Source organism: Lacinutrix sp. C3R15, assembly GCF_018860825.1.
In the GTDB taxonomy this organism is placed as follows: Bacteria; Bacteroidota; Bacteroidia; order Flavobacteriales; family Flavobacteriaceae; genus Oceanihabitans.
Window position 1 is genome coordinate 352,195 of sequence record NZ_JAHKPZ010000004.1, and the last position, 19,388, is coordinate 371,582.

Here is a 19,388-nt window from a genome sequence, read left to right on the forward strand (position 1 = left end):
AGTCTACATATTGAAGAATCACTCTTGGTAAATAATAGAATTTATTAACTTTTACGAAAAGTATAAAAAAATATGAGTAATCTTATTTTTTTTTGTCTAAAGTTTCCCAAAAATCAAAATAGTTAAACCATTGTAGTGGGTATTTGTTTAACATCCAAGAAACACTTTCTGTATATTCTTTTAAAAGTGCTTGGGCATCTCTGTGTTTTGCTTCTGCTTTTCTGGTAAAAAGATGATAGTGTTTGTTGGTTTCTTTCATAACATACACAAAAAGTACAGGAACTTTTAAACGTGATGCTAACAGGAATGGTCCTGCAGGAAATTTTGCTATTTGGTCTAGTAGGTCTTGTGTTAAGTATTTAGAGCCTTGTATGTATCTATCTCCTGTAATTACCACCAGTTCATTTCTAGCAAGCGCTGCATTAATTTCAAAAATATGACCTAAATCTTCTTGAATTAAAATAAGTTTTACTTTAGGTTTTTCTGTTACGCTTTCCAGGTATGCTTTGATATTAGAATGCTCTGCATCTGTAGTTAGAATACTAATAGAGGCGTTTTCTTGTAACTCTCCAAAAAAGTGTTCTGCAATTTCAAAATTACCAACGTGTGCACTTATTAAAATTCCTCCTTTTTTTTCTTTTAAAGCTTGGTTGATAAGTTCAACACCATCAAAATGATAGGTAAATTTATCTCTTAATCCTGAAGAAATAGCTACTTTGTCAATAATGGTTTGGCCAAAGACATAATAGCTTTTGTATACATTTAAGAAGCTTTTTAGTTTGGAGTTTTTACGTCTTTTATGAAAATAATAATAACTAGCCTTTGTGCTATCTGAAGCAAAAAAGCAAAAGTAAAAAGCTACAAAATACAGGATAAAGTATGCAGAGCTTATTCCGAAATTTTTCATACAAAACACAAAAATTTTGTAACCAAAAACGGTTCCTCTGGACTTTCCTTGCCATTCAGCAGTCATAAGTAATTAAAGTAAAGTTGTTTATCCTAATTTGTTTTCAATTAGGTTATAGAAATCTTGAAGAGATTCTACATTTACAAAATCTTCTCCCACTAATTTTACGCTAAAGTTAGACTCTACCGCAACTACAAGGTCAACAAAGTCTAAACTATCTAATTCTAGAGTGTCTTTTAAATTGGCTTCAGGAGCTATGTCATCTGCTTCAACTTCAAACTCATCTATTAGAAAGTCGTTTATCTTTTCAATAATAACCTCTTTAGTCATTTTGTATTATAATTTTTTTATTATTAATGCTGAATTTGTTCCACCAAACCCAAATGAATTCGACAAAAATACATCAAATTTTTTATCTAGCGTTTTACTTACTAGATTTAATTTTTTAGCATCTTCATCTGGTTCTTCTAAATTAATGTTTGGTGCAATAAAATTGTTTTGCATCATGAGCATAGAGTATATAACCTCACTTGCTCCAGCCATCCAGCATTCATGTCCTGTCATAGATTTTGTAGAGCTTACATAAGGGCCATTTTCGCCAAAAACTTGTGCAATTGCTTTTGCTTCATTGGCATCACCAACAGGAGTAGAAGTTGCATGTGCATTAACATATTCTATATCTTGAGGTTTTAAATCTGCTTGAACTATTGCTTTAGCCATTGCTCTTGAAGGACCATCTACGTTTGGTGTAGAAATATGTTCGCCATTAGAAGAAAAGCCATAGCCAATAATTTCTGCTAAAATTGGTGCGCCGCGTTTTATAGCAGATTCGTAACTTTCAACCACTAAGGTTGCTGCGCCACCGCTAGGTACCAGTCCGTCTCTGTTTTTGTCAAAAGGTCTAGATGCTTTTTCTGGGTGTTCTAGGTTCATGGCAAAAACACCAAGCCCATCAAAACTTCCCATGGCATATTTGTTTATTTCTTGCGCACCACCACATATAATACAGTCTTGTAGACCACTTTTTATAAGTTGGTATGCCATACCAATGGCGTGAGAACCACTTGCGCATGCTGCGCTTATAGTAAAGTTTACACCTGTAAGTTTAAAAAGTGTAGAAAGATTCATGGTTACTGTAGAGTTCATGGCTTGAAAAATAGCGCCAGAACCAACTAGTGTTGTGTCTTTTTTGTCTCTAATTTTGTCTACAGAATCTACAATAGCTTTTGCAGTACTGTCATTACCATAAAGAATTCCTACTTCGTTATTTTCTAAAAAATCCCGATCTATTTTTGCGTTTTCTAAAGCTTCAATAGTTGCTACATATGCATAAGCACCTTCGTCTCCTAAGCTAATACGTTCTCTTCTTGAAAGCTGTTTTTTAAGATTTGGTTTTTCTACCATTCCTGTTAAAGGAGACCGATAACCAAAGTCTTTTCTGTCTTGGTCATAAACAATACCAGATTTACCATTGTATAATGAATCTTTTACTTCTTCCAGATTTTTTCCGATACAAGAATAAATTCCCATTCCTGTTATAACTACTCGCTTCATAGGGATTACAATGTTTATTAAGAGTAAATACCTCCATTAATATTTACTACTTCACCAGTAATATAAGAAGACTTTTTTGAAACTAAAAAAGAAACTAAATCTGCAACCTCTTGTGCTTCGCCAAAACGATTTGCTGGTATTAATTTTTTTAATTCTTTTTCGTTTAAATCTGCAGTCATGTCTGATTTAATAAAACCAGGAGCTACAGCGTTTACAGTAATGTTTCGTTTAGCAACTTCTTGTGATAAGGCTTTAGTTGCTGCTATTATTGCACCTTTGGCTGCAGAATAATTGGTTTGTCCAGGAGTACCTTTTACACCAGAAACAGAAGCTATGTTTACAATACGACCATAACGGTTGCGTAGCATTTTTTGAATACCATAATTGGTAACATTAAAGAAACCGTTTAACGAGGTGTTAATTACGTTTTGCCAATCTTCTTGTGGCATCCACATGAATAATCCGTCTTTAGTAATACCAGCATTATTAACTATTACTTCTATTAAAGCATCTGGATTTGCTTCTTGCCAGGCATCTAGTTTTGTTTTTACTTGTTCTGCATCTGTTACATTGAAGCCTAATATTTCTCCAGTGTTACCAGCGGCTTCTACTGCTTTTAAAGTTTCTTTTGCTGCAGCTTCATTACTGTTGTAATTAATTAATATGTGATAGTCTGTATCTTTTGCTAGTTGAGAGCAAATGGCTTTACCAATTCCTCTAGAACCACCAGTTATTAAGGCACATTTCATGTGTTGTTTTTATTAGATGTTAAGTCTACTCTGATTGGGAAACGTAGTAGTTTTAATTTTTTTGTCTGTTAGTTAAAAAGTTCTAATTGTTTATACCAAGTGTTTTTTAAAGCTTCTCCTTTAGTATTTATATAGCCCCAAACTTTTTCTTTTTTTACTCTGGCAAGTCCGTCAATAAAACCTTTTTGATTGTTTTTTGTAAAAATGGAAAAACCACCAGCAGTAATATTGTATTTGTCTTCTATTACTTGCTCGCCGGAGGTATTAATGAAGCCCCAAAGTTTATCTATTTTAATAGGAGCTAAACCATCTTCACTAAATATTTCTGCATCTCTATATTGAAAATCTATAACCATTTTTCCTGTGGTATCTACATATCCCCATTGTTTATCAATAGCAACTGGAGCAAGGCCATTTACAAAAGCTCTAACTTTGTCAAATTTTGGTTCTATAATCCATTCGCCATTTTTATTGATAAAGCCAATTTTGTCGTTTTTCTTAGCGTAGGTAATATCTTCATTAACAGAGAAATCCCAAATTTTTTGAGTGCCATCTACTTTTTTAAATTCCCCATTTATAATAAGTCCGTGACTTTCCCCAAGAGTTGCAACAACGTTACCATTGTAAGCGTTGCTAATACCATCATATTTTGTTTCTACAAAATAATTTCCTGTTTTGTCTATTAAACCCCATTTTTCACCTTCTCTTACCTTTGAGTATCCATTAACAAAATCAAAAGCTTTATTGAATTTTGGTTCAATAACAACGGATCCTGAAGTATTAATAAAACCTATGTTATCTCCATGTCTTATTTGTGCAAGGCCTTCTTCAAAATCATAAATTTTATCTGTAGTAACATCTGTTAATACTTTTTCTCCTTTGGTATTTATGTAAAACCATTCTTTTTTACTTAAAACAATAGCGATACCTGAGTTAAAGGCTTTGGTTTTGTCAAAACTAGGAGGAATAACCCATTCTCCTTGTCGGTTAATAAAGCCCCATTTTTTTTTGTCGTTCATAGCTTCTGCCAGATCTTCAGAAAAGTTTTTAGCGACTTTAAATTTTGGTTGAATTTGCCACTCTCCAGTTTTGGTGATATAGCCAAATTTACCGTCTTGATTTGCAAGAGCTAATTCTTGTGCATAGGTTAATGCAGTTAAAAATAATAATACGATTAATAGCGATTTTGTTTTCATGTGATTTAATTTTTTTGTTAAAAGCTACTTATATATATTATGTGTACATTTCTTGGTTAAGGAAATATATGCTTAAAATACTATTGTAATTAGAAATTAATTTTATGCTTTATTGTTAATGATATAGTCTTTAACAAGGTTAACATAAGGATACATAGTAACGTCTTCTGTAAAGATAGGAACTATTTTTCTTATCTCATCATACAATTTTTTAGTTTTTGAAGAGACTTTGTCTTGTACTTTTAAGCATTCAATAGCTTGTACTACAGTAATAAGTTCTATAGCTAATACCTCAAATGCATTTTCAATTACTTTTTTAGTAATTAAAGCAGCGTTGGTACCCATGCTTACAATATCTTGGTTGTCATTATTGTTAGGTATAGAGTGCACATACATTGGGTTAGATAAGGTTTGGTTTTCTGCAGTTGTTGATGTTGCAGTAAATTGTACACCTTGCATACCAAAGTTTAAGCCTAATTGGCCAAGGTTTACAAATGCTGGAAGTATATTATTTAAGCTTGGGTTTAGTAAATAGTTTAGTTGTCTTTCTGCAAGCATGCTCATTTTAGTAACTACTATTTTAAGCTTATCCATTTCTAGAGACACATAATCTCCATGAAAATTCCCTCCATGATACACGTGTTTCTTTTCTACATTTACAATAGGGTTGTCATTAGCAGAATTTACCTCGTCTATCAATATGTTTTCAATACTACTTAAGGTATCTAAAACAGGTCCTAATATTTGTGGTACACAACGTAAAGAATAGTATTCTTGAACTTTGTCTTGAAAAACGGAAACATCATCATTGTTTGCTTCGTATAAATGGTGTTCTCTTTTTCTGGTAAGTTTACTATCTGTTAAATGCTCTCGCATACTTTTAGCAATATCTTGTTGTCCTTTGTGTTTTTTAGAGTTGTTTAATTCTTCAGATAAATGATCATCATATGCTTCTACAATTTCATTAATTGCCGCAGAGCAAGAGATCATCCAGTTTAATAATCGTCTTGTGTACATGGTATTTACAATACCAATTCCTGTCATTACAGAAGTACCATTCATTAATGCTAAGCCTTCACGAAGTTCTACCGAAATAGGTTTAAGATTTTCTTTTTCAAAAACAGTTGCTGTAGCTACTCTTTTTCCTTTGTAAAACACTTCTCCTTCACCAATTAAAACCAATGCTAAATGGGCAAGTTGTACTAAATCTCCACTTGCACCAACACCACCATGTTCATATATTAATGGCGTTATATCTCTGTTTATAAGCTCAGACATTAACTCAATTACAGATTTATGTACACCAGAGTTACCTAATGAAAGTGTGTTTAATCTAGCTACCATTGCAGCTTTTACGTATTTTGGAGCAATAGGGTTTCCTGTACCAGATGCGTGACTACGAATTAAATTATATTGTAGCTGAATACGTTCAGAATCTTTAATTTTGTATTGTGCCATTGGTCCAAAACCAGTGTTTACACCATAAATTACTTTGTTTTCTGAAAATTCTTTTAAAAAGTTAAAACTTTTTTCTACGGTTTCAAAAACGGACTCATCTACTTTAATGTTACTGTTTTCTATAATAATTTTGTAAAAATCTTCTAATCCAAGTTTTCCGTTAAATGTTAGCATCTATATATTTTATTCTATGTAATTTTATTAATAAATTTAACAACTAAAGATAGAGTTGTTATTTTGGTGAGCGCTAATTTAATATAATTAAGGTAAAATACTATAATGATTATGAATGAAATACATGTTGATGTTTTAATTATAGGAGCAGGACCTTCGGGTTGTGTTGCTGCTTCTTACTTACATAACCAAGGAAAACAGATTAAAGTGGTTGAAAAAAGCATATTTCCTAGGTTTGTAATAGGAGAAAGTTTGCTGCCAAGATGTATGGATCATTTTGAAGAAGTTGGTTTACTTGATGTATTAAATGACTTTGGATTTGAAAAAAAACATGGTGCTCGTTTTTTAAGAGGTGATGTTGTTTGTAATTTTGATTTTAGCAAAAAACATACCGAAGGTTGGGACTGGACATGGCAAGTAACACGTGCAGATTTTGATACTATTCTAGCAAAAGAATTAATTAATAGAGGAGTAGATATCGCTTTTAATAATGAAGTGGTAGCTGTTGTTTTTGATGCTGATGGCGTTTCGCAAACAAGTATAAAAGATGAAAATGGTGAGGTGTATACAGTGCACGCAAAACACATTATTGATTCTAGTGGTTATGGTCGCGTTTTACCAAGAATGCTTGGCTTAGATAAACCCTCTGCTATACCAGAACATTCTTCTATTTTTACACATGTAAAAGATTTAAAAAGACCAGAAGGCGAAGAAGGTACGCTTATTACTTTTGACGTTTTAGATAAAGATACTTGGTTTTGGGTAATTCCTTTTTCTAATGGTGATACTAGTATAGGTTTTGTGAGTAAAACCGAATATTTAGATTCTTTTAAAGGAGATACTACAGAAAAAATGCAACAGTTGCTTAAAACGTCTAGTTATTATCGTGATCGTTTTGAAGGTTTAGATTTTAAATTTGAACCTATTTGTATAAAGAATTACGCAAAATCGGTAACACAACTTTATGGAAAAGGTTATGCTTTAACAGGCAATAGTGCTGAGTTTTTAGATCCTGTGTTTTCTTCAGGAGTAACTTTTGCAACAGAATCTGCTTTAAAAGCAGCAAAACTAATCGATAAAGAGTTAGATGGAGAATCTGTAGATTGGGAAACAGAGTATACAGGTTATATTATGAAAGGTGTAAATGTTTTTGCAACTTATGTGAAAGAATGGTATACAGGGAATTTACAAACGTTGTTTTTTCATAGGCCAGAAAATCCAGATATTAAAAAGCAAATTTGTGCCGTTTTAGCTGGTTATGTTTGGGATGACACCAATCCTTTTGTTAAAAAACATGATAGGTTAGTAAAAAATCTAGCGTATTTAATAAATATGGAAGTACAAGAAAAAGAAAAAGCGAACTTATAAGGTTCGCTTTTTGCTTTTTTGAGATAATAGGAGAGATTATTTTATTTCTACTTTAATTAAAACGTCTTCTTTTTTCTTTTTGTAAAACTCAATTACAAATTGGTTTTCTGCTGTTTTAACCACTCTATTGTTGCTAAATTGATAGACTTCTAATTTATCTGTTACATTTCTTGTGTCTAAAATATTATCTTTAGTAACAGTACCTGTAGCATCATTAATTTTGTAAGCGGTTAGGTAACCACCATGGCCATCACTATGTTTTGCAGGTACTTCATCTAATTTTAAATCTATGTTTTTTACGTTGTCTAAATACACCATATAGTGGTTTCCGTTGGTGTAAAAATAAGAGTATGACATACCACCTTGATAGGTTTTACTAGTGTCATATACTTGCCCCATTTTTGGTGCTCCAGATTGTCTTTTTGGTAGTTTTTTCATCCAAGCTAAATTACCAGAAGCATCTACTTTAGTTAATAACATATCGTTGTTGTGAAACGTATAATATACTTGGCCATTATTTCTATAATGTGCAACAACATAGGTTTGCTCACCAATTAAAATTAAACTACCATCAGTGTTTATTACTAAATCACGTAATCGTAAATTAGCAAATTCTGCTTTATCGTCTTTATCTTTTTTAGCATTCTTTTTTTGTGTTCTTTTACTAACATATTGATTTAAAACTTCTACAGGAATTTCGTGTGCTGTTTTTTCAACGAGTTTTCCTTCTTTAGTAATTTTAAAAGTAAAAATACCATCAGAGTTTCCTAAATTATTATTTAAACCATTGGTATAGAAACCTGCACAAATCATATCTCCATCTGGAGATTCAAATAAAGAAATACCATTAATAAACTTGTCGTTTAAAACAATTTTGCTTTTTTCAATTCCTTCAGAACCATCTAGTAGTCTAAATAGTTCCATGTGGTAGTTTGCATCTTTGTCTTTTCTTTTTTTCTTATCTTTATTACTGTCATCATGAAAAACTTTGGTTAAAATATAACCATGACCATTAGCATCTACAGCAAAGTCAAGTAAATCCATCCTTCTTTCGGTATAAGGCATTTTATAGTCTTTAGACCAAAGTGCGTTTAAAGAGACATCAAAAACATTTACACCAATAATATCGTAGCTTTTTGTATCTCTTTTTACTTCTGGTTTCTTTCTATATTGCACTAATAGTTTAGATTCATCTTTAGAGGTTAAAAAGTCAAACTTATCTACTACACCAAAGCCACCAAAACTCATTCCAAATCCACCAACAGTAAAACCTCCTCCAGAGGTGTAAGTTGCCATTGGCGATCCTGCTAGTTTACCAGAAACATTAATTAGTTTAATGCTTTCTCCAATAAATTCTCCGGTATTAAAATCTATTTCTCTGTAGTATAAACGTTCTTGTTTTGTTTTTTTACCAGACCAAGAAGAGTAAAAGAAATAGTATTTGTCTTGTAACTCTATCATACCTTCAACCACATAGTTGTCTGGTAAGTCTTCGTATTTTTTTTCAGAAAGAAGATCTAGACCATCTACTCCAAATTTTTGAATAACGAGGTATTTTTTCCAAGGCTTTACAGCTAGAATTTCACTGTTTTTACTAAAATAATATTTTTTAGCCGCATCATAAACCTGATAAGGTTCACTTACATTAAAATTGTAGTCTGGAGATATTTCATTTTGAGCTTTAGTTGTATACGCAAAAAAGCAAATACATAATAGAAGGTAGATTTTTTTCATTTTATATTTATAGATTAATACCTACAAACATAGCTAAATATAATACTACCTAAAAAGAATAGGTTAATAATAAATGCTTTATCTTGGTATTAGCCTAGAAATTGTAAAATAAAAGGGGTGTTATTTTTTACCTAACTGCAAAAGCATTTCTTTAGTAATGTCTTGTAATGAAAAATTAGGTTTCCATTTCCAATCTTGTCTAGCACAAGAATCGTCAATACTTTTAGGCCAAGAGTCTGCAATGTCTTGTCTAAAATCTGGTTTATAGGTGATTTTAAAATCCGGAATGTGTTTTTGTATAGACGCAGCAATTTCTTTTGGTGTAAAACTAATAGCCGCTAGATTGTATGCCGATCTAATTTTAACAGATTCTGCATCTGCTTGCATAATGTCTACAGTTGCTTTTATAGCATCATCCATATACATCATTGGTAATTCTGTTTCTTCACTTAAAAAACATTCGTATGCTTTGTTTTTAAGCGCTTCATGATAAATTTCAACAGCATAATCTGTGGTACCACCACCAGGCAAAGTTTTCCAGCTAATAATACCAGGATAACGTATACTTCTTACATCTACACCATATTTTTTGTGGTAATATTCACACCAACGTTCTCCCACTTGTTTAGTTATTCCGTAAACGGTTGAAGGCTCCATGATAGTGTATTGCTCTGTGTTTTCTTTTGGAGTTGTAGATCCAAAAACAGCAATACTTGAAGGCCAAAAAACGTGATCTATTTGTTTTGCTTTTGCTAAGTTTAATACATGAAATAGTGAATTCATGTTTAAATCCCATGCTTCCATTGGGTATTTTTCACCTGTAGCACTAAGTAAAGCAGCCATGAGGTAAACCGTTTTTACATTATGATTAATGCAACAATCTTTAATAGCATTAAAATTTTTAGCATCTAGAATTACAAAAGGTCCAGCGTTAACTAGTTCTAATTTCCTAGTGTTTATATCACTAGCAATAACATTTTCAACACCGTAAATATCTCTAAGTTTATAGGTGAGCTCAGAACCAATTTGTCCGCAAGCACCAATAATTAAAATTTTTGAAGTCATTAATCTATCTGTTAAGGATGTTCAAAAGTAGCAAGTTTTTAAAGAAGATAATCTAAAATTTAGCTAAAAATATTTCAAACTAAAGTATTTAATAATAAAAGCTAAGAATACAATATATTTGTAGCTATAATAGTTAATTATAAATGAAAGCATTACTATACATTACTTTAATATTTTGTGTAATTTCTTGTAAAAAAGAAACAACTACACAAGTGGTAGAAGCAGAAGCAACTACGTTGCAAATAACTAAAAAAGATGTGGCTAATCTTAAATACACACAATTTCTACTAGATCCTAGAACAGTAAATTCTGAAGAGTTTTGGTTAAAATATGATGAATTAAGAGGTGTTGTGTTGAGTGTCAATCAAGCAGATTTTTCTTTTTTTAAAGATAATAGCGAAGTGTTAATTGCTTTTCTTAAAGATTTAAAAGAAAGCATGCCAGAAGAAATAAACACCCCTTTAATACGTGCTCGATTATTGGCATTAGAAACCAAGATGCTAAAACTTGAAGGAGTTATTAATTTAACAAATCCGGATAAAAAAGAAGTGCTTTTAGTATTAAAAGATTTTTTAGAAGCGTTTTCTAACCTTAATCTTCAAATAAATAAAAAGTTTGAAAAGGAATGGCAAAACATACAAAAACCATATTAGTATGAAATCTTTATACCTATTTGCATTATTACTATTAATTACATCTTGTAAAACAAAAGAAGTAGTACTACAAGTAGCATCTACATCAGCTATTAAAAAAGAAATCCATACGCATTTAGATGCTTGGCATCAAGCTGCTGCAGAAGCTAATTATGATGCTTATTTTAACCTAATGACAAAAGATGGCGTTTTTATTGGTACTGACGCAACCGAAAATTGGCAAAATGAAGCTTTTAAAACATTTTCTAAACCTTATTTTGAAAAAGGTAAGGCTTGGAGTTTTAGTGCAATAGAAAGAAATGTATATGTGTCTCAAGATAAAAAAATTGCCTGGTTTGATGAGTTGTTAGATACACAAATGAAAATTTGTAGAGGTTCTGGTGTTATGAAATTAGAAGATAATACCTGGAAAGTTGCCCATTATGTTTTATCTATTGCAATACCTAATGAAAATGTAAAAGAGGTAGTTGCATTAAAAAACACTTCTGATAGCCTGTACATTAAATCCTTAAGGATTAAAAACACACAGTAGTTTTAGCTTTAATGCTTTTATTAATCTTTTGTTAAGATGTAACAAAATTAGTAGCTAACAGCCTATTAAATGGTAAATTGTAAACAAATTAAACTCAATTAAAATTAATATGAATACCAACTTTAAAAAACTATCACTACTTAGTGCAGTTGCTTTAATAGGTTTAGTTTCTTGTAAAGAAGAAGCTAAAAAAGAAATTGCAGTGGTAGAATCTACTCCAGGGATTAATCTAGATTATATAGATAATAGTGTTCCTGCAAGCGAAGATTTTTTCAAACATGTTAACGGAAAATGGCTTGAAAATAATGAAATACCAGACGACCAATCAACTTGGGGAAGTTTTCAAGAACTACGCAAAAACACAGATGCAGATGCTTTAGCTATATTAAAATCTGCAATGTCAGATAATAAAGACCTTGATAATATTCAAGTACTTCCAGGGTCAGACCAGGAAAAAGCAGTTTTTTACTACCAAACTATAATGGATACTGTTAGTAGAAATAAAGCAGGAATTGCTCCTGTGCAACCCATTTTAGAAAAAATTGAAGCGATTAAAAATATAGAAGACTTACAGGCTTTTATGATAGAAATGGAACCTCAAGGAGGAGGTGGTTTATATGGTTTTGGTGTTGGTAGTGACCCTAAAGATAGTAATAGAAATGTTGCTTATTTAGGAGGAGGTAGCACAGGATTACCAGATAGAGATTATTATATAAAAGACGATGCAGATTCTAAAGAAAAGAGACAAAAATATGTAGCACATATTACAAGAATGTTTCAGTTTTTAGGTGACACCGAAGCAGAAGCAAAAGCACAAGCAGAGCAAATTTTAGCCTTTGAAACTAAATTAGAAGAAGCTAAAATGGATAAAGTAGATCGTCGTGATGCACGTAAGCGTTACAACCCTCGTTCTATTGCAGATGTACAAAAAATGGTTCCTGCAGTAAACTGGAAAAACTTTTTATCTGGAATTGGTGTAAAAGAATTAGATACTGTAATTATTGGTGACTTAGGTTACTTTAACAGATTACAAGAAGTATTGGAAGAAGATAATGTTAGCGATTGGAAATCTTATTTAAAATGGGATGCTTTTAATGGTGCAGCAGGATTTTTATCTACAGATATAGAAACTGCTAATTGGGAGTTTTACGGAAAAGAACTTAACGGTTCTAAAGCACAAAGAGCTAGAGGCGAAAGAGCTTTAGGTTCTTTAAACAGAACTATTGGTGAAGCTTTAGGAAAACTTTATGTAGACAAAAAATTTCCGCCAGAAGCCAAAGTAAAAGCAGAAAAAATGATTAAAAATGTCATTTTAGCTTTTGAAAACAGAATCAATAAGCTGGAATGGATGAGCCCTGAAACAAAACAAAAAGCAATTGAAAAACTAAAAGCTACTAAAGTAAAAATTGCATATCCAGATAAGTGGAAAGACTATTCTGCACTAGAAATTAATAGTGTTGAAAATGGAGGTACCTATCTACAAAATGCGTTAAATGCTCGTGCTTGGAATTTTAATAAGGATTTAGATAAATTAGGAAAACCTGTAGATAAGAGTGAGTGGTATATGGCACCACAAGTAGTAAATGCATATTTTAATCCTGCATATAACGAAATTGTTTTTCCAGCAGCTATTTTACAACCACCTTTTTACAATTTTACAGCAGATGATGCTGTAAATTATGGAGGTATTGGTGCTGTAATAGGTCATGAAATTTCACATAGTTTTGATGATTCTGGTTCTAGATATGATAAAGATGGAAACCTAAATAACTGGTGGACAGATGAAGATTTAGAGCAGTTTGAAGGTTTAGGAAAAGCATTAGCAGACCAATATAGTGCTATTGAAGTGTTGCCAGAAACCAATATTAATGGTGCTTTTACCTTAGGAGAAAACATTGGAGATTTAGGAGGTGTACTTGCAGCTTATGATGCTTTACAAATGAGTTTTGAAGGCAACAAGCCAGCTCCTATTGATGGCTACACAGCAGAACAACGTTTCTTTATGTCTTGGGCAACAGTTTGGAGAACTAAAATGCGTGATGATGCATTACGTACTAAAATTAAAACAGATCCGCATTCTCCAGGAATGAATAGAGCAGTACAACCCTTATTAAATGTAGATGCTTTTTATGAGGCATTTGATATTAAAGAAGGAGATAAAATGTACATAGCTCCAGAAGAAAGAGTAAGAATCTGGTAAGATTTAATTTTATAAAATCTATGTAAAAAATCTTAGTATCTATTATAACTAGATTTTTTACACTAGTTAAAATAAAAAAAGGCAACGTCAAGCGTTGCCTTTTTTTATTCTATAATAATGGTGTTTTTGGTAACAATAGCATCATTTAACACAAAGGGTTTAGGCATCATGCTTGCTTCGCGTTGTGGTATGTTTAAGGCTTTGTTGTTTAACAAATCATAAGTGGCTTCATAGATTTGTAGTTGGGTTTTTTGTTTTGCTGGAATGGTAAAAATCATATCTAAAGGCTCTTTGTCTGAAACGTAATAACTAAACAATCTGTTATTAAGTCTTTCCTTAAAAACAGTTTCTGAAGCTTCTTCAGGTATAGCAGATATACCATTTATTACAAAAGAATTAAAAACAGTTGTACTATCTGAAAACACTTCATAACGTACAGCATTACGTAAAGAAGTCACACAAATTGCAAGCTGTCTTTGGTTTCCAATTATGGTATCGTGTGTAATTTCTATTTTAGGTTTAGCTATATCTTTTACTGCTGCTTTTTTGGTAAAAGTAAAACTCGATTTATACTTACTAGCAATGGTGTTTTTAGAAAGTTCTGTTGCTTGGTCTGGATTATCTGTTAAAAAACTTTCTGTCCAAGCATCTAATACATCATCATAAGTTGCCCAAACAGCTGTGTTTTCATTAGCATCTAGAACATATAAAAGACTGTTTGGTTTTGGTGTTTCTGCAGTAAATTTAGAATTAAAATGTGCTTTTATAAGAAATATAGTTCCAAGAAACACAAAGCAATAAGCCCATCGTTTTTTGTGTTTTAAAAAACCAAAAACACTAATTAACAAACCAAAAATTAAAACTACAAAGATTGCAGAAACAAATACAATTTTTAAGCCTAGACCAACAGGAAACATTTTAACCAAAGGTGCTAAAATAAATACCAACGGAATACCTAAAAGCGCTAAAAGAATTACACTAGGTTTTTGTTGTCTAATCATTAAAAATAAACTGATTAAACCAAAGTAAACAGGAATAATAAAAAAGCTAGCTCCTTGTAGTTCTAAGGCTACTAAAACACAAATAAGCAACCAGAAAAACAAAGGAGCAATTAATAAATTTACTGGTTTTTCGTCATTATTAAATATATGGTAACTATAAAAACAAATGGCTAATGCCAAACAGGTAAAAGCAGCTATATATGCATGACCATTATAAGTAAAACCATGAAGCATTTCTTGGTACTGCGGATACAGAAGTTTTATGCCTTGCCAAGCAAAATAGGTAAACAATGCGCTAACAACAAGACTTGTAAAAAACGGAATAAAGCCTTTTAGGGTTGCAGTTGCGTTTAAAGATTTCTTTTTAAAACCATATATAAGTAAGCCTATAAAACTAAGTATAGCCAAGATAAGCATTGGCCAAATCCAGGTAAAAGGATAAATAATGGTTTTAAATGCAGGAACAGTAAAGTAAATATAATCTTCGGTACTTTTAATATTGTTAAGGTTTGCATTACTAAAATGATGTAGTAATGGCATGATGTAAGAACCTTGATGCTCTAGAGTGTTTCTATCTAAACGAGCATAGGTGTCTAAAGCAGTATGGTAATCAAAATGATCATCTATAAAAGCAAAATTAAATCCATCAATATCTTTATCTGTTCTAAAACGTGTTAAATCGGTATCATTTGGTAGCATTTTGTAAATACTGTATGCTAAAGAATTTGCTACAGGAAACTCCGGGTTTGCTTTTACAAACTCTTTCATTAGGTTAGCATTACCTTGATTGGTTTCAATTAACATATAGCTAGGTCCACCAGAGCCACGAGCTTCAAAATTTAAAACCAGACCAACTTCTTTTGCCCAAGGATGCTTATTTACAAAAATATCTGCACCATTTAATCCTAATTCTTCACCATCAGAAATTAAGATAATTATATCGTTTTTTGGTGTTTTATTTTCTGCTAAAAAAGCACGAATACCTTCTAAAATAGTAACTACACCAGAACCAGCATCACTAGCACCAAACGAAGAATGCGGATTGCTATCATAATGTGAAAGCAGGAGTAAAGCTTTACTGGTATCATTTCCTTTTATTCTTGCTATTATATTTTTAGGTTTTGATAAGTTTCCCCATTTACTTAAAGAATAATCTACTTGTATTTGGGTTTCTAGCCCTAGTTTTTCTAATTCTTGAACAATATATTCTCTAACCTGTTGGTGTGCTTGATTACCAAGAAAATGTGGTTTTTCAGCTATTTCTTTTAACTGAATTAATGCTCTTTGCGAAGAAAAAGATGTTTCAGGTGCATCTATAGTTGAAATTTTACTTGGTAGTAATGCATCAAAACTCCAATACACAGCAAAACATATAATAAGGATGGCAATACTTCTTTTAAACATATTTATAAGGTAGCTAATTAAGCTATAAAAATAAGGAATAATAACTTGTATTTTTCTTTTTAGGATAAATCGTTTATAATCAGTATATTTAAGTTAATCAAAACACTAATATCATGGGAATAAAAAGTTTTCAAGGAGCTAGGAAACAGCAGAATGTTGTAGACCAAAAGCCATTAAAAGTAAGTGATTATATGTCTAGAAGCTTAATAACCTTTAGGCCTGATCAATCTGTAGAAGAAGTAATAGAAACACTAATTACAAATAAAATTTCTGGAGGTCCAGTTGTAAATGAAAATAACGAGTTAGTAGGAATAATAAGTGAAGGAGATTGTTTAAAGCAAATTAGCGAAAGTAGATATTATAATATGCCAATGGCAAAAGATAATGTTGAAAAACGCATGATTAAAGATGTTGAAACTATTGACGGAAACATGGATTTATTTGATGCAGCCAATAAGTTTTTAGATTCAAAAAGAAGACGTTTTCCAATATTAGAAAACGGTAAATTGGTTGGACAAATTAGCCAGAAAGATATTTTAAAAGCGGCATTGCAATTAAAAGGGCATAACTGGAAGTAGCAAATTAACTTTCCCGTTTCACCAAGGCATAATAATCTCCTTCAAGAGGTAAATAGCCTTGATCATACACAAAATAATAAACCGTTCCTGCTTTTGTGGTATATATGCTTGTAAAGTAATTAAAATCAAAACCTTTTTCAATAAGTTTAGCTCTTGACGTTTTTGTTTTTTTATCTGGATTAAGGGCTTCTAAAATTCTATAATTTTTACGTAACCTATTATTGGTATTGCGTATTAAATTTTTACTGTCTTTATTTACGTGATTATTGTAGGCATTTCTGCAAGCATCACTACAGAATTTTTTATCTATTCTTCCAACAATTTTAGCACCACATTCAGGACATTTTTTTTGCATAATCTTCTTTTTTTAGTGTATACCAACGTAAGTTCATTTGTTCTTGTTCAAAATAGAAATCTTCTACATAATGTAATCCTAGTTTTAGTAGAGCGTTGTGAGAAGCTTCATTTTCAATTTCTGTGGTAGCATAAATTTCAGGAAGTTTTAAAACATTAAAAGCATAATCTACCGATGCTTTTCCAGATTCTGTTGCATAGCCTTTTCCCCAAAAACTTTTTATTAATCGGTAGCCAACATCATAATATTTGGTATAACCATTCATATTGTATTCTGTGTTTAAACGTAAACCAGACCAGCCAACAAAATCTCCTGTGCTTTTTTCTATTACAGCAAATCTACCAATGCCTCTTTCTTTGTATTGCGTTAATACACTTTCAAGTATTTTTCTAGATTCATCTATTGTTTTTACGGGTTTATTACCTAAATATTTATGTACTTCTGGATCCGAATCTAAAGCAAACATTCCTTCAAGGTCTGTTAATCTAAGTTCTCTTAAAAGTAGTCTTTCTGTTTCTATATGAAATTTCATTTATTCTCTTTTATAATTGAATTTTATTTCTTCAGATTTACCATTATCTTCAACAATAACATATATGTTAATTTCATTTTCGTTTATTTTTTCAAAAGTAAACTGATCAAAATAGACACGATTTTTTTCTATTTTAACTAGTTTAGCGTCTATGGTTTCGTCTTTTTCTTCCCAACCTTTAAAATCGTTTCCAAAATGTTTTAGTTGAAATATTAAGGTGTCGTCTATTTGTCTAATACCACCAAGTTCATAAAAAACCACTTTATTATCTGCAACAAGTTTATAAGCAAACATCATAGAGTCTCCAAGAGGTGGACTCCAAATTTCTTCAGTAATACCTCCAAAAGCTTCCCCTTTCCAGGAACCAGAAATCCAAGAAACATCTTGTAAAGTAGCGCTAGGAGATTTTGTTCCTTCCGTAAATTTTAAAGTATTTTCTTGTGCTAAAGAATGTATTGCAATAGAAAATAGAATTACAAAAAGAGTAGTTGTGTGTTTCATAGGTGTTGATTTACAGGGTAATATAGTGAATTTTTTCCGTTTACAAACGACTACAAACATTTACAAACGATTTTAAATGTGTAACAACCGAATATTATTTGTGTGTTGTTACATCTTTGCAGTGTTGAATGGAACGAATGAAATTCAATATAATAAAAACCTTATCTTATGAATACGTTAAGAAACAAAGTACAGTTAATTGGAAACTTAGGAAACGATCCGGAAATCATTAATTTAGAGTCTGGTAAAATGCTTGCCAAATTTTCTATAGCAACAAATGAAAGTTATAAAAATACGAAAGGCGAAAAAATTACAGATACCCAATGGCACAATATTGTTGCTTGGGGAAAAACAGCTGAAATTGTAGAAAAGTATGTTACCAAAGGAAAAGAAATTGCAATAGAGGGGAAGCTTACCACCAGAAGTTGGGAAGATAAAGAAGGCATGAAACGTTATACTACAGAAGTAGTTTGTAATGAATTATTAATGCTAGGAAAATAGTTTTTACTATAGGTATTACTAGCAGATTAAAAGAAAGGACTTACCAGGTGAGTTCTTTCTTTTTTTATTTGCCTAATTTTCTAGATTGCTTTATTATAACATTTAAAATCAAGCCTGAAACAATTAAAAGTATAGCAAATAAACTAAGTAGGTTATAGGTTTCTTGAAACCAAATAGCACCAATTATAATGGTAAAAATTACTTCTATATATTTTAAAGGAGCAACTTGATTAATTTCTGTAGTCTGTAATGCCTTGGTCATGTATAGTTGGCCAAAGTAACCATAAACACCCAAACTTAATAGTAGTAACCATTCTATTCCTTTTGGTGTAGTCCAGTTAGAAATACAAAGAACACCACCAATAATTGCCGAAATAAACATGAAATAATTAACAATAACAATTGGGTGGTCACTAGAGCCAATTTTTCTAATTATTATAGGTACTAAACCTGTAAATATCGCCGAAACAACTGCAAATAGTAACCCTATGTTATTAATATTATTATCAAATCCTTTTAAAAGCACCACACCTAAAAAAGCTATAGCAAAACATAACCATTGTAAAGGTTTTATTTTTTCTTTTAGTAAAAGCAGTGCAAAAACAGCAGCAAAAATAGGCGAGATATATCTAATAGAAACAGCCGAACCCATAGAAAGGTGTTTTATGGCCATAAAAAATAATGTCATACCTGTAAAACCAACCAAGCCTCGAGCAATAAGTAAAAACCTTTTGTTTCCTAAAAAGGAGATTTTATTTTTTATTAATAAAGGAATGGTAAAAAATAAAGTACCAATAGATCTAAAAAAAACGATTTGATATACGTTAAAGTCGCCCAATTTTTTTACAAATACATTTAAAAGTGCAAAGGCTAAAGCACTAAGTGACATATAAACTACGGCTTTTTTATGCATCTAGTATATTTAT

At 31.4% G+C, this 19,388-nt stretch carries 19 protein-coding genes; 6 read left to right on the forward strand and 13 right to left on the reverse strand.

The features are described from left to right. Positions 1 to 82: 82 nt before the first annotated feature. From KO494_RS01560 to hutH, 6 genes are all read right to left on the reverse strand, one after another. Complete coding sequence (locus KO494_RS01560) at positions 83 to 973, reverse strand: lipid A biosynthesis acyltransferase (RefSeq protein ID WP_215965824.1); 891 nt, start codon at positions 971 to 973, stop codon at positions 83 to 85. Positions 974 to 994: 21 nt separating this feature from the next. Continuing rightward, positions 995 to 1,237 carry a phosphopantetheine-binding protein gene (locus KO494_RS01565; RefSeq protein WP_215965825.1) on the reverse strand — a complete coding sequence of 81 codons (243 nt, stop codon included), beginning with the start codon at positions 1,235 to 1,237 and terminating at the stop codon, positions 995 to 997. Positions 1,238 to 1,243: 6 nt separating this feature from the next. Then, entirely contained in the window at positions 1,244 to 2,461 is a 1,218-nt protein-coding gene (locus KO494_RS01570; protein ID WP_215965826.1) for a beta-ketoacyl synthase, read from the reverse strand. Positions 2,462 to 2,478: 17 nt separating this feature from the next. After that, on the reverse strand, positions 2,479 to 3,210 hold the full coding sequence (gene fabG, locus KO494_RS01575; protein WP_215965827.1) for a 3-oxoacyl-ACP reductase FabG: 732 nt from the start codon (positions 3,208 to 3,210) through the stop codon (positions 2,479 to 2,481). A 68-nt stretch (positions 3,211 to 3,278) separates the two neighbouring features. After that, complete coding sequence (locus KO494_RS01580) at positions 3,279 to 4,406, reverse strand: WG repeat-containing protein (protein WP_215965828.1); 1,128 nt, start codon at positions 4,404 to 4,406, stop codon at positions 3,279 to 3,281. Between the two features lie 102 nt (positions 4,407 to 4,508). After that, on the reverse strand, positions 4,509 to 6,038 hold the full coding sequence (hutH, locus tag KO494_RS01585) for a histidine ammonia-lyase (RefSeq protein WP_215965829.1): 1,530 nt from the start codon (positions 6,036 to 6,038) through the stop codon (positions 4,509 to 4,511). A gap of 111 nt (positions 6,039 to 6,149) precedes the next feature. On the opposite strand from hutH, the gene KO494_RS01590 reads away from it, so the two are divergent. After that, complete coding sequence (locus tag KO494_RS01590) at positions 6,150 to 7,406, forward strand: NAD(P)/FAD-dependent oxidoreductase (protein WP_215965830.1); 1,257 nt, start codon at positions 6,150 to 6,152, stop codon at positions 7,404 to 7,406. Positions 7,407 to 7,442: 36 nt separating this feature from the next. Here the strand turns inward: KO494_RS01590 and KO494_RS01595 are convergent, their stop codons facing one another. Next, positions 7,443 to 9,140: a hypothetical protein gene (locus KO494_RS01595; RefSeq protein ID WP_215965831.1), complete on the reverse strand. Its 1,698-nt coding sequence runs from the start codon at positions 9,138 to 9,140 to the stop codon at positions 7,443 to 7,445. Between the two features lie 120 nt (positions 9,141 to 9,260). Next, positions 9,261 to 10,205, reverse strand: coding sequence for an NAD-dependent epimerase/dehydratase family protein (locus KO494_RS01600; RefSeq protein WP_215965832.1), 945 nt, complete (start codon positions 10,203 to 10,205; stop codon positions 9,261 to 9,263). Positions 10,206 to 10,348: 143 nt separating this feature from the next. On the opposite strand from KO494_RS01600, the gene KO494_RS01605 reads away from it, so the two are divergent. The 3 genes from KO494_RS01605 (at position 10,349) to KO494_RS01615 (ending at position 13,590) form a co-directional block, all read left to right on the forward strand. Beyond that, on the forward strand, positions 10,349 to 10,858 hold the full coding sequence (locus KO494_RS01605) for a hypothetical protein (RefSeq protein WP_215965833.1): 510 nt from the start codon (positions 10,349 to 10,351) through the stop codon (positions 10,856 to 10,858). A 1-nt stretch (position 10,859) separates the two neighbouring features. Continuing rightward, a complete protein-coding gene (locus KO494_RS01610; RefSeq protein WP_215965834.1) occupies positions 10,860 to 11,390 on the forward strand; it encodes a nuclear transport factor 2 family protein in 531 nt (176 codons plus the stop codon). A 109-nt stretch (positions 11,391 to 11,499) separates the two neighbouring features. Then, complete coding sequence (locus KO494_RS01615; RefSeq protein WP_215965835.1) at positions 11,500 to 13,590, forward strand: M13 family metallopeptidase; 2,091 nt, start codon at positions 11,500 to 11,502, stop codon at positions 13,588 to 13,590. A 104-nt stretch (positions 13,591 to 13,694) separates the two neighbouring features. Here KO494_RS01615 and KO494_RS01620 read toward each other — a convergent pair whose 3' ends face one another. Next, the gene (locus KO494_RS01620) at positions 13,695 to 15,995 is read right to left on the reverse strand and encodes a M28 family peptidase (protein WP_215965836.1); all 2,301 of its coding nucleotides are present in this window, start codon (positions 15,993 to 15,995) and stop codon (positions 13,695 to 13,697) included. A 113-nt stretch (positions 15,996 to 16,108) separates the two neighbouring features. On the opposite strand from KO494_RS01620, the gene KO494_RS01625 reads away from it, so the two are divergent. Continuing rightward, positions 16,109 to 16,573, forward strand: a complete 465-nt coding sequence (locus KO494_RS01625) for a CBS domain-containing protein (RefSeq protein ID WP_215965837.1) — start codon at positions 16,109 to 16,111, stop codon at positions 16,571 to 16,573. A 4-nt stretch (positions 16,574 to 16,577) separates the two neighbouring features. Here the strand turns inward: KO494_RS01625 and KO494_RS01630 are convergent, their stop codons facing one another. The 3 genes from KO494_RS01630 to KO494_RS01640 are packed head-to-tail and all read right to left on the reverse strand — an operon-like array spanning position 16,578 to position 17,961. Beyond that, on the reverse strand, positions 16,578 to 16,928 hold the full coding sequence (locus tag KO494_RS01630; RefSeq protein ID WP_215965838.1) for a hypothetical protein: 351 nt from the start codon (positions 16,926 to 16,928) through the stop codon (positions 16,578 to 16,580). Further along, positions 16,909 to 17,460 (reverse strand): GNAT family N-acetyltransferase, encoded by a 552-nt coding sequence (locus KO494_RS01635; RefSeq protein WP_215965839.1) that lies wholly within the window; start codon positions 17,458 to 17,460, stop codon positions 16,909 to 16,911. Before KO494_RS01635 ends, KO494_RS01630 begins: the two co-directional genes overlap by 20 nt. Next, complete coding sequence (locus tag KO494_RS01640) at positions 17,461 to 17,961, reverse strand: DUF6265 family protein (RefSeq protein ID WP_215965840.1); 501 nt, start codon at positions 17,959 to 17,961, stop codon at positions 17,461 to 17,463. A 168-nt stretch (positions 17,962 to 18,129) separates the two neighbouring features. On the opposite strand from KO494_RS01640, the gene KO494_RS01645 reads away from it, so the two are divergent. Then, positions 18,130 to 18,462 carry a single-stranded DNA-binding protein gene (locus KO494_RS01645; protein WP_215965841.1) on the forward strand — a complete coding sequence of 111 codons (333 nt, stop codon included), beginning with the start codon at positions 18,130 to 18,132 and terminating at the stop codon, positions 18,460 to 18,462. Between the two features lie 64 nt (positions 18,463 to 18,526). On the opposite strand, the gene KO494_RS01650 is transcribed toward KO494_RS01645, so the two are convergent. Then, positions 18,527 to 19,375, reverse strand: coding sequence for a DMT family transporter (locus KO494_RS01650; protein WP_215965842.1), 849 nt, complete (start codon positions 19,373 to 19,375; stop codon positions 18,527 to 18,529). Between the last annotated feature and the right edge of the window lie 13 nt (positions 19,376 to 19,388).

Excerpts from the sequence above, each read along its gene's own strand:
- KO494_RS01560 (WP_215965824.1), bottom strand. The coding sequence starts at position 973 with ATGACTGCTGAATGGCAAGGAAAGTCCAGAGGAACCGTTTTTGGTTAC.
- KO494_RS01595 (WP_215965831.1), bottom strand. The coding sequence starts at position 9,140 with ATGAAAAAAATCTACCTTCTATTATGTATTTGCTTTTTTGCGTATACA.
- KO494_RS01645 (WP_215965841.1), top strand. The coding sequence starts at position 18,130 with ATGAATACGTTAAGAAACAAAGTACAGTTAATTGGAAACTTAGGAAAC.
- KO494_RS01630 (WP_215965838.1), bottom strand. The coding sequence starts at position 16,928 with ATGCAAAAAAAATGTCCTGAATGTGGTGCTAAAATTGTTGGAAGAATA.
- KO494_RS01570 (WP_215965826.1), bottom strand. The coding sequence starts at position 2,461 with ATGAAGCGAGTAGTTATAACAGGAATGGGAATTTATTCTTGTATCGGA.
- KO494_RS01625 (WP_215965837.1), top strand. The coding sequence starts at position 16,109 with ATGGGAATAAAAAGTTTTCAAGGAGCTAGGAAACAGCAGAATGTTGTA.
- KO494_RS01605 (WP_215965833.1), top strand. The coding sequence starts at position 10,349 with ATGAAAGCATTACTATACATTACTTTAATATTTTGTGTAATTTCTTGT.
- KO494_RS01580 (WP_215965828.1), bottom strand. The coding sequence starts at position 4,406 with ATGAAAACAAAATCGCTATTAATCGTATTATTATTTTTAACTGCATTA.
- KO494_RS01650 (WP_215965842.1), bottom strand. The coding sequence starts at position 19,375 with ATGCATAAAAAAGCCGTAGTTTATATGTCACTTAGTGCTTTAGCCTTT.
- KO494_RS01590 (WP_215965830.1), top strand. The coding sequence starts at position 6,150 with ATGAATGAAATACATGTTGATGTTTTAATTATAGGAGCAGGACCTTCG.
- KO494_RS01640 (WP_215965840.1), bottom strand. The coding sequence starts at position 17,961 with ATGAAACACACAACTACTCTTTTTGTAATTCTATTTTCTATTGCAATA.
- KO494_RS01565 (WP_215965825.1), bottom strand. The coding sequence starts at position 1,237 with ATGACTAAAGAGGTTATTATTGAAAAGATAAACGACTTTCTAATAGAT.
- hutH (WP_215965829.1), bottom strand. The coding sequence starts at position 6,038 with ATGCTAACATTTAACGGAAAACTTGGATTAGAAGATTTTTACAAAATT.
- KO494_RS01615 (WP_215965835.1), top strand. The coding sequence starts at position 11,500 with ATGAATACCAACTTTAAAAAACTATCACTACTTAGTGCAGTTGCTTTA.
- KO494_RS01620 (WP_215965836.1), bottom strand. The coding sequence starts at position 15,995 with ATGTTTAAAAGAAGTATTGCCATCCTTATTATATGTTTTGCTGTGTAT.
- KO494_RS01600 (WP_215965832.1), bottom strand. The coding sequence starts at position 10,205 with ATGACTTCAAAAATTTTAATTATTGGTGCTTGCGGACAAATTGGTTCT.
- KO494_RS01635 (WP_215965839.1), bottom strand. The coding sequence starts at position 17,460 with ATGAAATTTCATATAGAAACAGAAAGACTACTTTTAAGAGAACTTAGA.
- fabG (WP_215965827.1), bottom strand. The coding sequence starts at position 3,210 with ATGAAATGTGCCTTAATAACTGGTGGTTCTAGAGGAATTGGTAAAGCC.
- KO494_RS01610 (WP_215965834.1), top strand. The coding sequence starts at position 10,860 with ATGAAATCTTTATACCTATTTGCATTATTACTATTAATTACATCTTGT.